Genomic DNA, 13782 nt, shown 5'->3' with positions numbered 1-13782 from the left:
AATTACCTCTCATTTCTTATTTGTATTTGTTAATTAATGCTTCAACTTTTTTGTAACTGTCGTTGCCGTGCTTGATATTTCCGTCAAGAATTTCAACTTCTTTTTCTAATTTTTGTTTATTTTCCTTCAATGTTGGAATTTCTTTTTTAAATTTTTCACCTTGTTTGATTAGGACAAAATGTGAAAAAAGAAATAGTAATACAGAAATAATAAACAAAATAAATGCCTTTTTTGCTAATTTTTTATTATTTTCATCATTATGATCATCTCTATAGTCATAAATAAATTGTTGTCGCTTTGCCATTTTTCTCCTCATTTCTATTTTTTGTTTTTTATTATCAATTTATAAAAAAGACCTCTTAAAAAAGAGGTCTCATAAAAGGGGGGGTTAATTGAGGTTTCAGATCTTTTAATCGATCTAATTATAGTATACACTATAACCATTAAATTAACATTAAACCAAAATTGTTTTTTGATTAATTTTATCTCTTTTTTAATTGATAATGTATTTATGATTGATTTTTATAAGTTTAAAATTATAAATTTTAAATTTACATTCTATTTACTGTGCTTATTCCGAGTAAACTAAGCCCTTCTTTCAGTATAAAAGCAGTTTTTCTTGCCAGTAAAATTCTTGCATCCATTACTTTTTTATCTTCTTCCTTTAAAATAGAGCTTGAATTATAAAAGTTATTAAATAATTTTGCCATATCAAATAAATAATCTGCAATTATATTTGGACGATAATTCTCATAAGATTTTACCACAGCTTGTGGAAATTTTAACAGTTCAACTGCAAGTTCACGTTCAATTCCATTCATATTATCCAAGATAATATCGTTATTCTTAGGTTCAATATTTTCTTCCTTCAATTTTCTAAAAATTGACATAATCCGAACATAGGTATATTGCAGGTAAGGTCCTGTATTTCCCTCAAAACTAAGCACTTTATCCCAGGTAAACGTTATATCAGAAGTTCTATTTTGACTTAAATCAAAATATTTTATAGCTCCACTTCCTACAATTTCAGCAATTTTTTCCTTTTCATCTTCTGGAATATCTGGATTTTTTTCATCAATTACTTTTTTTACTTGAGCTTTTGCTTCATCTAGCAAATTTACAAGCCTTATTGTATTTCCACTTCTAGATGAGAAAATTATCCCATTGCCAAATCTCATAATTCCAAATACAATGTGAGTCTTTTTATAATTGTAAGGCTCACCTAGCATTCTTCCAATTTCAAAAACCTGCTTAAAGTGATTTTGCTGTCTATCATCTGTTAAATAAACTGCTTCGTCGACTTTTAATTCATCTTTTCTAAACTTCATTGTAGCAAGATCTGAAGTCGTATATAAAAAACTTCCATCTTTTTTTTGAACAATCGCAGGCGGCAATCTATTATTTTCAAAAAATACTACTAGTGCACCTTGATCTTCTTTTGCGATACCTTTTTGCTTTAATTCTTCAAGAACCGATGGCATCATATTGTTGTAAAATGACTCACCAAAATAATAATCGAAGTTTACGCCAAGTCTATCATAAATTTTATTATATTCTTTTAGTGAAATATCAATAAATTCTTTCCATAATTTTTGATTATTTTCATCTCCAAGCTGTAATTTCTTCAATTCTTCCCGTGCTTCATCTTCCAAAGCAGGATTTATTTTAGCTTCATCTGAAAATTTTACATAGATTTTTTCCAGTTCTCCAATGGGATCTTCTTCGTAAGCCTTTTTATCCAGCCAGTTCTTATAAGCCACAATAAGTTTTCCAAATTGTGTTCCCCAGTCACCAATATGGTTATCAGCAAGTGTATGAAATCCTAAAAACTGTAAGATTCTTTTAATAGAATCTCCAATAATTGTACTTCTCAAATGCCCAATGTGCATTCTTTTGGCAATATTTGGAGAAGAGTAGTCGATAATTACAGTTTTATCAATATTTAAAAACGAAAAATCATATTTTTCATTTTCTACTTTTTTTATTTCCTCATTTAAGAAATTATTTTTTAGATAAATATTGATAAATCCTGGTCCTGCAATTTCCAGCTTTTGAATAATGTCATTTTCTGAAAAATTTTCCACAAGAATATTTGCAATTTCACGTGGACTTTTCCCAATTAATTTTGAACTAACCATTGCAAAATTTGTCTGAAAATCTCCAAATTCTTTTTTAGTAGAATTTTGAATATCAATCTTTTCTGTATAATCTGCACTAAAAATGTTATTTATATTTTCTGAAAATAACTTTTTTAATTTTATCGTTAGCAATTCCATTATTTTAAATTTTTTCCCTTCCTTTCAAAATTTCAAAAATTTACGTTAATTATCAGGATAACGCATAATCCTTTTTTCCAAAAACATTATACTATAATTAAAGACTTTTTTCAAATTTTTTATAAATAAAAAAAATATCATTTTTCTTAACTCAAAGAGAATATTTTAGCAGTATTTAATTTATAGTAAAACTTATTTAAAATCGAACTAAAAAGCTATGACTATTTTGTTCAGACCCTAAGTTTATATGATTTTTAATAGTTCAATTTTAAACAAATTCGAGCATACATTTAAAATAGAGAATTGACATATAAAATTAAAAATGTTACTATAATTATAAGTTTCACATACAAATTTCATAAAAAAATAAAAGAGGTGAACATAAAGAATGAAAAAAATATTAGTTTTTTTAATAATTTTATCTAATTTAGCTTTTGGAGAGCAAAAAAATCCTATAAATTCAAGAACATTGGATAGTATAATTGAGCAAGTGTCAAAAGATGTTGACAGAGGAAATACTCAAAAGGCTATATCAACATTGAAAAAGAAAATAGCAGAAAATCCTTCAGAATCAGTTTCACTAAAAGTAATGTTAGCAATGCTTTATGAAGATAACGGAAGAAAAAAGGAATCTGAAAAAGAGCTAAACGAGGCTATAGAATTACAGAAAAAGTATCCTTTTTATGATGAAGATGGGAAAAAAAGAGATATAAAATTAGCCATTGGGATAATATATTTATCAATGGATGATTATGAAAATTCCTTAAAATGGCTAAAACAAGCCGATGATAAGGATTTTAATGAATTAATTGAAGATCAGGGGATGCCAAAGGATTATTTTTTAGGTTATATCAGTTATTTGGCAAATAATATTGAAGAAGCTAAAAAATATCTATTAAAGTCATACATTCATGATAAAGAGGGGCTTTCAGAAAATGTTTTAGGACAAATTTATTTTGCTGAAGGAAATCAGAAGGAAGCAATAAAATGGTTTTTAGCTTCAGCAAATAAAGGAAATCCCGGAGGTCAAGGTAATTTAGGTTATCTTTATTATCAACTAGGAGATAAAAAGTCAGCGTTAGAATGGTTACAAAGAGCCTTTGAAACAGCGAAAAAGACTAAAGATAATGATCTGATGAAAGAAATGCAAGAATCTATTAAAGAAGTTAAAAATAGTCAAAAATAATATTTTTATTTTAGATGATTGTAAAAGCGAATGAATTAAAAATAGTATTTAAAGGCAAGACTCCTTGTAAGAAAGTGGAGAAAAACAGGAAAGTCAAATATTGTACTTATTGGATTCTTGTACTTTTACAAATAGCTATATTTTTATCTTAGGAAAGGAAAGTTTTAATATGAGAAAATATTTAATTTTATTAGTATTAGTTGCGAACTTAGGATTGGGGATTCAAAGTTTTTCAGCAATGACAAGACAGGAAAGAGAAAATTTGGAAAAACAGATAAGCGAAGCTTATGATAAAGATGATCAAAAGAAATTATTGCCTCTGGTTACTAAATATGTAAACGAGTTTCCAAATAATGCGGATTATTTAAACAAACTGGGAGTTTTATATGATAATTTGGATAATTATTCAGAAGCTGAAAAATACTATTTAAAGGCTATAGAAAGAGGAAATTATAACGCAATTTCAAATTTGGCTTATGTCTATTATGAAAAAGAAGAATACGAGAAAGCTATAAAATATTATAAGGAATATCAAAAAATAGCAGATAATACTGATAATTATTTTTGGATCGGGGCATCTTATGAAGAATTGGAAGATTACAAAAATGCTAAGGAATGGTTTTTGAAAGTTACGAAATTTGAAAAGGATGGATCTTCTGAAAATAGATTAGGATTAATTGCTGAAAATGAAGGAAATCAAAAAGAAGCAATAAAATGGTATTTGGCATCAATACAAAAGGGAAATTTGTGGGCTTACGATAATTTGGCAGTTTTGTATATTGATTTGGGAGATTATGATAATGCAGAAAAATTAGTAAAAAAAGGATTGGAATTATCTAAGAATTCAGATGACGAAGATTTGAAAAAGGAATTTAGAGAAACACTCGACGTTATTCGTAAAAAAAGATAATGCTATTTAATCAAATGGTTTCTTTTTCAGCATTTAATTTTTTAAAGATTAATAAAATAGATAGATTATATATATAATATATATTTTACAAAATTAATGATTTTTGCTATAATAATTGCATAAAAATGAGCTAGAGAAAAATTGGAGGAAATTATGTCATTATTAATTTTAGTCTTATCATTATTACTGATTATTGAAATTTTAGAAATTAAAACTGTGCAAAATAGAAAATATGTTGCCTTAAAAGTTTCTGATAATGATTTTGTTACATTGGTAAATGATAAAAAAGTAATGACTAATTTTACTGAAAAATAATTATATAGAATCATAATAATATTAAAAAACTATTTTTGTTTTTATAACTTTGAGGCGATTTATATTTAAATCGTCTTTTATTTTTTATTAAAAAAAATAGGTAAAAATTTTACAAAATATGTGATAAAATATATTCAAATAACTTTAAATGATTATATTGTTAATTTTTAAAGGTTATTGATATTTATATAAAAAAATTTAGGAGAGTGAAAATCAATGAATGGAAAAGGAAGAAGTAATAATTTGACAAAAGGTGCAGCTAGAGCGCCGCACAGATCATTGCTAAAGGGATTAGGATTCACAAGTGAAGAAATGGAAAAACCAATAATCGGAATTGCGAATTCCTTTAATGAAATAATACCAGGGCATGTTCATTTGAAAAACTTGGTTCAATCGGTAAAAGATGGGATTAGAATGGCTGGAGGAGTTCCAATGGAATTTAATACAATTGGGATTTGTGATGGACTTGCAATGAATCACATTGGGATGAAATATTCGCTGGTTACAAGAAATATAATTGCAGATTCTATTGAAGCGGTTGCTATGGCGACTCCGTTTGATGCGATTGTGTTTATGCCAAGCTGTGATAAAGTAGTGCCTGGAATGCTGATTGCTGCGGCAAGATTGAATATACCTTCAATATTTGTAAGTGGAGGAGCAATGCTTGCTGGAGTTTATAAAGGTAAAAAAATTGGATTAAGTAATGTGTTTGAAGCGGTTGGAGCTTATAACACTGGACAAATTACTAAAAGAGAATTAAATTCAGTTGAAGAAATGGCTTGTCCTACTTGTGGTTCTTGTTCAGGAATGTATACTGCAAATACTATGAACTGTCTGACAGAAGCTCTTGGAATGGGACTTCCTGGAAATGGAACTGTTCCAGCTGTATTTTCAGAAAGAGCAAGACTTGCTAAAAAAGCGGGAATGCAAATTATGGAAGTTTTAAAAGCAGATTTAAGACCAAGCGACATTTTAACAAGAGAAGCGTTTGAAAATGCGGTTGCAGTGGATATGGCACTTGGAGGATCTTCTAATACAGCATTGCACTTACCTGCGATTGCTCATGAAGCTGGAATAGATCTGACTTTAGATGACTTTAATGAAATTGCTCAAAAAACTTGTCAAATCTGTAAATTATCGCCATCTGGAGAGTACTTTATTGAAGACTTGTATAGAGCTGGTGGGGTTACTGGTGTTATGAAGAGAATGCTTGAAAACGGAAGATTGCATGGAGATACGAAAACTGTAGCATTGCAAACACAAGGAGAATTAGCAAAAAATGCGTTTATTAATGATGATGATGTGATCAAACCTTGGGATAAACCAGCTTACAAAACTGGGGGAATTGCTGTACTGAAAGGAAATTTGGCACCGGATGGCTGTGTTGTTAAAGAAGGTGCAGTAGATCCAGAAATGTTGCAGCATACAGGACCTGCAAAAGTATTTAACAGTGAAGAAGAAGCTGTCGAAGCGATTACAGGTGGAAAAATTGTAGCAGGAGATGTTGTGGTTATTAGATATGAAGGGCCGAAAGGTGGACCGGGAATGAGAGAAATGCTATCACCAACAGCGATGATTGCAGGAATGGGACTGGATAAGGATGTTGCACTGATTACTGACGGAAGATTCTCAGGAGCTACAAGAGGTGCTTCAATTGGGCATGTTTCGCCAGAAGCTGCTTCAGGAGGAAATATTGCAATAGTTCAAGACGGGGACATTGTTGAAATTGATATTCCAAACAGAACAATTAATATTAAAGTTTCAGATAAAGAGATTGAAGCTAGAAAAGCTAAATTGGAACCGTTTAAACTTGAAGTAAAAGGATATTTGAAAAAATATGCGATGCATGTGTCTTCAGCAGATAGAGGAGCCATAGAAATTTTAGATTAATAAAAAATAATATTGGAATTAATTCTAGTAAAAGGCACATGACTGATTTTTAGCAAATAAACATTAGACCTGTTCGATAACTATACAAACTTAGAATTTAATAAAATAAATATCTTGAAGCAAGGGGTCTTGACCCCTTGTATAGATAAAAAAACTTAGGTTATCGAACATCTATTAGATGGAATTTGATATTGTTAACTTTAAATTGTAATTATAGGAAAATTTCAGAGGAGAAAAATGAAATGGTAAATGATAATGAAAGTAAAATTCTAAATGTTAAATTGACACAGGAAAAAATAAAATCAATAGTAAATGTTACTTATTCTCAGCCAGTCAGCTATTTTAGGAAAAATATAAAATTGGAAATGGATATTTTAAAGCCTAATAGAGAGGGGAAATATCCGACAGTATTATTTGTGCCAGGAGGGTCTTTTGCACACAGCTACAAGGAAAACTATTTGCAGCAAAGATTGGAAATTGCAAAGGCGGGTTATGTGGTTGCAAGTATAGAATATAGAACTATTCCTGATGGAGTGTTTCCACAAAGCGTGGAAGATGTAAAAGCAGCAATCAGATTTTTGAAGGCAAATGCTGATGAGTATGGAGTTGATAAGGGGAAAATAGCATTGATGGGTGAATCTGCTGGAGGTTATCTGGTAGCAATGGCAGGAGTTACAAGCGGAACTACCAATTTTGACAGGGGCGAGAATTTATCCGAAAATAGTGATGTGCAAGCAGTTATAGATATTTATGGCGTAACGGATTTTGGAGAAGTTGATTTTGATATTCCAGAAGATGCAGAAGAAGGCTATAGGGCGATACTTATGTCAGTAAAGTTCTGGCTAAATGATGTAAGGAATAATATTGAATCTACAAATCCTATATCTTATATTTCACAAAAAACGCCTCCATTCCTATTAATGCATGGAGATGCAGATACATTGGTTCTTCCGAATCAGACAGAAATACTTCATAAGGCGTTGATTGAAAATGGTGTGGACTCAAAAAGATACATAGTTCCGGGAGCGGGACATTCAGATGAATATTGGTTTCAGCCAGAAGTTACAGAATTGATAATAGATTTCTTGAACAAAAAAATAAAAAATATTTAAAGTAAGACAGGGAGTGCCTAATAAATCATAAATTATTTTTATTTGATTTATGAGGTAGCTCCTTGTAAAAAAACTGAAAGAAAATTAGGGAAATAAAAAAATTGGAGAAGGTGAAAAAATTGCATAAATTATATGATTTTATGGAAGCTAGAGAACGATTGGGGACAGTTATTGAAAAGACGAAATTGATTCATAGCAATATTTTTTCTGATGAATCAGGAAATGATGTCTATATTAAACCAGAAAATTTACAAAGAACAGGTGCATTTAAAATAAGAGGTGCTTATAATAAAATTGCGAAATTGACGGAAGAAGAGAAAAAAAGAGGAGTAATTGCAGCATCAGCTGGAAATCATGCACAAGGAGTGGCACTAGCTGCTCAAAAATTGGGAATTAAGGCTGTAATTGTTATGCCTAAACATACCCCGCTTATTAAAGTTGAAGCGACTAGAAGATATGGTGCAGAAGTTATTTTGACTGGAGAAGTTTATGACGAGGCTTATGAGTATGCAAAAAAATTGCAGGAAAAAGAAGGATATACTTTCGTGCATCCGTTTAATGACGAAGATGTGATTGAAGGGCAAGGAACAATTGCTTTGGAAGTACTGGAGGAATTGCCTGATGCAGATATAATTTTGGTGCCAATTGGTGGCGGTGGACTTATTTCGGGAATTGCTTCGGCTGCGAAATTAAAAAATCCATTGATAAAAATAATTGGTGTTGAGCCAGAAGGTGCGGCAAGTGCATTGGAGGCTAGAAAAAGCCATCATGTTGTTGAACTTGATGAAGCGAATACAATCGCAGATGGAACGGCTGTGAAAAAAATTGGTGAAATTACATTTGACTATATTGAAAAATATGTAGATGACATAGTTACTGTATCTGATTATGAGCTAATGGCGGCATTTTTAGTCTTGGTTGAAAAACATAAGATTGTTGCGGAAAACTCAGGAATTTTAGCTGTAGCAGGATTGAAAAAATTGAATGTTAAAGGGAAAAAAATAATTTCAATAATAAGTGGCGGTAATATAGATGTATTAACTATTTCATCTATGATTAATAAAGGGCTGGTAGCTAGAGGAAGAATTTTTACATTTGCGGTTGATTTGCCAGACAAGCCTGGTCAACTGGTGGCTGTATCGCAAATTCTTTCAAAACAGAATGCGAATGTAATTAGGCTGGAGCATAATCAGTTTAAAAATCTGGACAGGTTCCACGAAGTTGAACTGCAAGTAACAGTTGAAACAAATGGGGAAGAACATATAAATAAAATAACAGAAGAATTTAAGAAAAAAGGGTATATAATAAAAAGATTAAATTCTCAAGCTATGATTAATGATTAAAAAATAGAAAATAAAAAATTTAGAAAAGGTGGTTGAAACAATGGGTGAAACTAAGATGATAAACGGTGGCAGAATTTTGCTGGAATCGCTACATAGATTAGGAATAACAGATATTTTTGGGTATCCGGGAGGAGCGGTAATACCAATATTTGATGAAATTTATAGCTATGACAAAATAAATTACTATTTTGCAAGACATGAGCAAGGATTGTCACATGCGGCAGATGGTTATGCGAGGGTTTCTGGAAAAGTGGGAGTTTGTCTTGCGACTTCAGGACCTGGCGCAACAAACATGGTTACAGGAATAATGACTGCACACATGGATTCTGTGCCAATGATTGCGATAACTGGACAAGTTAGATCAAATTTATTGGGAAGAGACGCTTTTCAGGAAACTGATACAGTTGGAATTACAATGCCAATTACGAAATGTAATTATTTGATTCAAAATATAAAAGAGATACCTAGAGTTGTAAAAGAGGCTTACTATATTGCAACAACAGGTAGACCAGGACCAGTTCTTATTGATATTCCAAATGATATTCAACTTCATCAAATTCCGTATGAAGAATTTGAAAGATTATTTAATGAAGAAATTGAATTGGAAGGATATTCGCCAACTTATGAAGGGCATCAAGGTCAAATTAAAAGAGCAATTAAATTGATAAAAGAAGCGAAAAAACCCTTGATAATTGCAGGAGCGGGAGTTTTGAAATCGAAAGCCTCTAAAGAATTGTTTGAATATGCTGAAAAAATGCAGACGCCTGTGGCTACGACATTGCTTGGATTGGGAGCGTTTCCTGAATCGCATGAATTGTCTCTTGGAATGTTAGGAATGCATGGAACTGTACCAGCGAATTATGCAACAGACGAAGCCGATTTAGTAATTGCCGCTGGAATTAGATTTGACGATAGAATTGCTGGAAATCCTAACAAATTTATTGAAAAAGCAAAGATAATTCATATTGACATTGATCCAGCTGAAATTGACAAGAATAAAAAAGCGGATGTGCCTATTGTCGGTGATCTGAAACATGTTCTGACTGTTATTAATTCGGAAGTTAAACCACAAACTCATACGGAATGGGTTAAAAAAGTTAATGATTGGAAGAAGGAATATCCATTGGGACATAGGGAAGTTGGAGAAGACAGATTGCTTCCACAAGAAGTTTTAAGAGCGATTGATGATATTCTGAAAGGAGACACAATTATTGTAACTGATGTTGGTCAGCATCAAATGTGGGCTGCACAATACTTCACTTATCAAAATCCCAACTCTATTGTAACTTCAGGTGGAGCGGGAACAATGGGATTTGGACTTCCTGCGGCAATTGGAGCGCAAATTGGAGCACCTGATAAAAAAGTTGTGCTAATTGTTGGAGATGGAGGATTTCAAATGACGTTGCAGGAACTAATGATGATAAAACAGTACAATCTGCCAGTAAAAGTTGTTATCCTTAATAATTCATACCTAGGAATGGTTAGGCAATGGCAAGAACTATTTAAAGACAGAAGATATTCATTCGTTGATCTAGAAATAAATCCAGACTTTATCAAAATTGCTGAAGCATATGGAATTAAAAATGCAAAACTTACAAACAAGGAAGATTTGAAAACAAAATTGAAAAATTTAATATTGTCTGATGAAGGTGTGTTAATCGAGTGTGTTGTTGAAAAAGAAGAAAATGTATTCCCGATGATTCCAGCAGGAAAAACTGTAAGTCAAATGATCGGAAAGAAAGGTGTGTTAGAAAATGAATAGAGAGCATGAAATTTTAATAATTGCAAAAAATACTGATGGAATTGTATCGAGAATAATGTCTTTATTCAATAGAAGAGGATATTCCGTTTTAAAAATGACAGCAGGAGTTACTAATAAACCAGGCTATGCAAGATTGACTTTGTCAGTTGAAGGAGATGACAAAACATTAAATCAGATTCAAAAACAAGTTTATAAAATTGTCGATGTCGTAAAAGTGAAAGTGTTCCCAGTTGAAAACGTTATCAGAAGGGAATTAATGTTAATAAAGGTAAAAGCTGATGCTGAAACTAGAGCCCAAATCGTTCAAGTGGCAGATATTTACAGGGGAAAAGTTCTGGATGTGTCGCCAACTTCCCTAGTAGTTGAATTGACTGGAAGTGTAAAAAAATTACGTGGATTTGTAGAAATTATGCATAATTACGGAGTTCTGGAAATTGCTAAAACTGGAGTTGTAGCAATGAGCCGTGGAGAAAAATTATAGAATTTTAGAAATTTTGAAATAAATTTTGAGATTAAATATTAGAAAAATAGAGATGTTTTGTTAAAATAAAAATTCTTGTTGAAAATATAAACAGAAATAGTACAGAAAGAAGGTTCAAAAAAATGAGGGTAAGTCAACATTGGGAAAAGGAAAAATATGAGAAAAATGCACGGTTTGTTTCAGATTATGGGAAGGAACTGATTGAATGGTTGAATCCACAAAAAGATGAGTATATCTTGGATTTAGGCTGTGGAGATGGAGTATTGACTAAGAAAATTACTGAATATGGGTGCAAAGTTTTAGGACTTGATGGAAGCCAGAAATTTGTTGAGGCGGCAAGAAAAATTGGGGTTGAGGCAGTACAGGGAGATGCACAGAATATGAAATTTGAAAATGAGTTTGATGCGATTTTTTCCAATGCGGCGCTACATTGGATGACTAATCCAGAGAAAGTAATGGAAGGAGTATCTCGAGCCTTGAAAAAAGGCGGACGCTTTGTAGCCGAAACGGGCTGTAAAGGAAATGTGGAAAAAATAGAAAATGCAATGTTTGAAGTTGCAGAAAAACATAATTTTAAAGCTGTAAAATGCTGGTTTTTTCCAACAGAAAAAGAAAAAACAGAATTACTTAATAAATACGGCTTGAAAGTGAAAAGAATGATAACTTTTTCTCGTCCAACTTTACTTCCTACAGGGATAAAAGGATGGCTGCAAACCTTTTCTGCACCTGCTTTTATAAACATTCCAAAAGAAATGCAAGAAAAATTGATTGATGAAATAGCTGAAAAATTAGAAAAAGATCTTGAAAAAAATGAAAATGGACAAATTTTGGCAGATTATGTGAGATTGAGATTTGAAGCTGTGAAAGAATAGTAAATTTTTGTTTTTAAAGTGAATATTTTTGAAACAAATTTTTGAATTTAATAAATTGAGATGGAGAAAATAGAAGAGCGAAACAAAAAAATTATTAACAAGGAGAATAAGACAATGAAAACGCATATTAAAATATTCGATACGACCCTAAGAGATGGAGAACAAACACCAAGAGTTAATCTTAATGCTGAAGAAAAATTGAGAATTGCAAAACAATTGGAAAGTCTGGGAGTGGATATAATTGAAGCTGGGTTTGCTGTGGCATCGCCTGGAGATTTTGAAGCAGTTAAAATGATTGCGGAAAATGTCAAAAATTCTACAGTCTGCAGCTTGTCAAGAGCTGTGAAGAAAGACATTGAAGCAGCAGGGAAGGCTCTAAAAGGTGCGGCAAAGCCTAGAATTCATACATTTATTGCGACTTCGCCTATTCACAGGGAGTTTAAGCTGAAAATGACAAAAGAGCAAATTGTGGAAAGAACAAGAGAAATGGTGGAACTTGCAAAATCATTTGTTGATGATGTTGAATTTTCTTCAGAAGATGCGACTAGAACAGAGAAAGAATTTTTGGCGGAAGTATACGAAACAGCTATAAAAGCTGGAGCTACTACATTAAATGTGCCTGATACTGTGGGTTACAGAACTCCAAATGAAATGTTTGAATTGATAAGTTATTTGAAAAAAAATGTAAAAGGAATTGAAAATGTGGATATTTCTGTGCATTGTCACGATGACTTGGGACTTTCGGTTGCAAATTCGGTTGCAGCGATTCAAGCTGGAGCGACACAGATTGAATGTACGATAAATGGACTTGGCGAAAGAGCTGGAAATACTTCACTTGAGGAAATTGCGATGATTTTGAAAACAAGAAAAGACTTATTTGAAGAATATTACACAAACATTGACTCAAAGCAAATTTATCCAACAAGTAAATTAGTAAGTCTTTTGACAGGGGTTACTACGCAGCCAAATAAAGCAATCGTTGGAGCGAACGCATTTGCTCACGAATCAGGAATCCATCAGCACGGAGTTTTAGCAAATCCTGAAACTTACGAAATTATGAGTCCAGAATCTGTAGGAAGAAATCCAGACAGCTTGGTACTTGGAAAACATTCAGGAAAACACGCTTTTATACAAAAGTTGGAATCTTTAGGATTTGACCATGTTGGAAGTGACAGAGTGGAAAAATTATTTGCACAATTTAAAAAATTGGCAGATAAGAAAAAATATGTTTTAGATGAAGATATTATCGCATTAGTTGCTGGAGATGCAGCAAAAATCGAAGGAAGAATCAAATTGACTCACTTTGAAATTTCAAGACAGGAAGGAAAAAAGCCAAAAGCTACAGTAACAATTGATTTAGATGGAGAAAAAATGGTTAAAGAAGCTCTTGGAGACGGACCAGTTGATGCGGCTTATAATGCAGTTAATTTGGCAGTGAGCGACACTTTTGTCTTAGAAGAATATAAATTGGAAGCAATTACAGGAGATACGGATGCACAGGCACAGGTTGTTGTTATAATTGAGAAAAATGGAAACAGATTTATTGGTAGAGGACAAAGTACAGATGTTGTGGAAGCAAGTATAAAGGCTTATATTAACGGAATAAATAGATTATATAGTAATTAAGTGAAAATA

The 13782-nt window shown here is 31.9% G+C and carries 12 protein-coding genes; 10 read left to right on the top strand and 2 right to left on the bottom strand.

Annotated elements, in window-relative coordinates; all coding sequences use genetic code 11:
- Window positions 1-16: 16 nt before the first annotated feature.
- Window positions 17-304 (bottom strand): hypothetical protein, encoded by a 288-nt coding sequence (locus F1564_RS01770; RefSeq protein ID WP_018450897.1) that lies wholly within the window; start codon window positions 302-304, stop codon window positions 17-19.
- Window positions 305-551: 247 nt separating this feature from the next.
- Complete coding sequence (gene argS, locus F1564_RS01765; RefSeq protein WP_018450898.1) at window positions 552-2276, bottom strand: arginine--tRNA ligase; 1725 nt, start codon at window positions 2274-2276, stop codon at window positions 552-554.
- Between the two features lie 388 nt (window positions 2277-2664).
- Here argS and F1564_RS01760 point away from each other — a divergent pair, with 388 nt between their 5' ends.
- The 10 genes from F1564_RS01760 to F1564_RS01715 all read left to right on the top strand — a co-directional run bounded on the left by F1564_RS01760 (window position 2665) and on the right by F1564_RS01715 (window position 13773).
- The gene (locus F1564_RS01760; protein WP_018450899.1) at window positions 2665-3462 is read left to right on the top strand and encodes a tetratricopeptide repeat protein; all 798 of its coding nucleotides are present in this window, start codon (window positions 2665-2667) and stop codon (window positions 3460-3462) included.
- Window positions 3463-3631: 169 nt separating this feature from the next.
- Window positions 3632-4372, top strand: coding sequence for a tetratricopeptide repeat protein (locus F1564_RS01755; protein WP_018450900.1), 741 nt, complete (start codon window positions 3632-3634; stop codon window positions 4370-4372).
- Between the two features lie 153 nt (window positions 4373-4525).
- Entirely contained in the window at window positions 4526-4687 is a 162-nt protein-coding gene (locus F1564_RS01750) for a hypothetical protein (protein WP_018450901.1), read from the top strand.
- A gap of 216 nt (window positions 4688-4903) precedes the next feature.
- Window positions 4904-6577, top strand: a complete 1674-nt coding sequence (gene ilvD, locus F1564_RS01745) for a dihydroxy-acid dehydratase (protein WP_018450902.1) — start codon at window positions 4904-4906, stop codon at window positions 6575-6577.
- A 242-nt stretch (window positions 6578-6819) separates the two neighbouring features.
- Window positions 6820-7689 (top strand): alpha/beta hydrolase, encoded by an 870-nt coding sequence (locus F1564_RS01740; protein ID WP_018450903.1) that lies wholly within the window; start codon window positions 6820-6822, stop codon window positions 7687-7689.
- A gap of 119 nt (window positions 7690-7808) precedes the next feature.
- A complete protein-coding gene (ilvA, locus tag F1564_RS01735; protein WP_026231268.1) occupies window positions 7809-9032 on the top strand; it encodes a threonine ammonia-lyase in 1224 nt (407 codons plus the stop codon).
- Window positions 9033-9072: 40 nt separating this feature from the next.
- The gene (ilvB, locus tag F1564_RS01730; protein ID WP_018450905.1) at window positions 9073-10794 is read left to right on the top strand and encodes a biosynthetic-type acetolactate synthase large subunit; all 1722 of its coding nucleotides are present in this window, start codon (window positions 9073-9075) and stop codon (window positions 10792-10794) included.
- Window positions 10787-11275 (top strand): acetolactate synthase small subunit, encoded by a 489-nt coding sequence (gene ilvN / locus F1564_RS01725; protein ID WP_018450906.1) that lies wholly within the window; start codon window positions 10787-10789, stop codon window positions 11273-11275. Before ilvB ends, ilvN begins: the two co-directional genes overlap by 8 nt.
- Window positions 11276-11397: 122 nt before the next feature.
- Entirely contained in the window at window positions 11398-12147 is a 750-nt protein-coding gene (locus F1564_RS01720) for a class I SAM-dependent methyltransferase (RefSeq protein WP_018450907.1), read from the top strand.
- 60 nt (window positions 12148-12207) lie between these two features.
- A complete protein-coding gene (locus tag F1564_RS01715; protein WP_269473398.1) occupies window positions 12208-13773 on the top strand; it encodes a 2-isopropylmalate synthase in 1566 nt (521 codons plus the stop codon).
- Window positions 13774-13782 lie beyond the last annotated feature (9 nt).

This window comes from Leptotrichia shahii (assembly GCF_008327825.1).
GTDB lineage: Bacteria > Fusobacteriota > Fusobacteriia > Fusobacteriales > Leptotrichiaceae > Leptotrichia > Leptotrichia shahii.
This window is presented reverse-complemented; position numbering and strand designations above follow the sequence as displayed.

Excerpts from the sequence above, each read along its gene's own strand:
- F1564_RS01770 (WP_018450897.1), bottom strand. The coding sequence starts at position 304 with ATGGCAAAGCGACAACAATTTATTTATGACTATAGAGATGATCATAAT.
- argS (WP_018450898.1), bottom strand. The coding sequence starts at position 2,276 with ATGGAATTGCTAACGATAAAATTAAAAAAGTTATTTTCAGAAAATATA.
- F1564_RS01760 (WP_018450899.1), top strand. The coding sequence starts at position 2,665 with ATGAAAAAAATATTAGTTTTTTTAATAATTTTATCTAATTTAGCTTTT.
- F1564_RS01755 (WP_018450900.1), top strand. The coding sequence starts at position 3,632 with ATGAGAAAATATTTAATTTTATTAGTATTAGTTGCGAACTTAGGATTG.
- F1564_RS01750 (WP_018450901.1), top strand. The coding sequence starts at position 4,526 with ATGTCATTATTAATTTTAGTCTTATCATTATTACTGATTATTGAAATT.
- ilvD (WP_018450902.1), top strand. The coding sequence starts at position 4,904 with ATGAATGGAAAAGGAAGAAGTAATAATTTGACAAAAGGTGCAGCTAGA.
- F1564_RS01740 (WP_018450903.1), top strand. The coding sequence starts at position 6,820 with ATGGTAAATGATAATGAAAGTAAAATTCTAAATGTTAAATTGACACAG.
- ilvB (WP_018450905.1), top strand. The coding sequence starts at position 9,073 with ATGGGTGAAACTAAGATGATAAACGGTGGCAGAATTTTGCTGGAATCG.
- ilvN (WP_018450906.1), top strand. The coding sequence starts at position 10,787 with ATGAATAGAGAGCATGAAATTTTAATAATTGCAAAAAATACTGATGGA.
- F1564_RS01720 (WP_018450907.1), top strand. The coding sequence starts at position 11,398 with ATGAGGGTAAGTCAACATTGGGAAAAGGAAAAATATGAGAAAAATGCA.
- F1564_RS01715 (WP_269473398.1), top strand. The coding sequence starts at position 12,208 with ATGGAGAAAATAGAAGAGCGAAACAAAAAAATTATTAACAAGGAGAAT.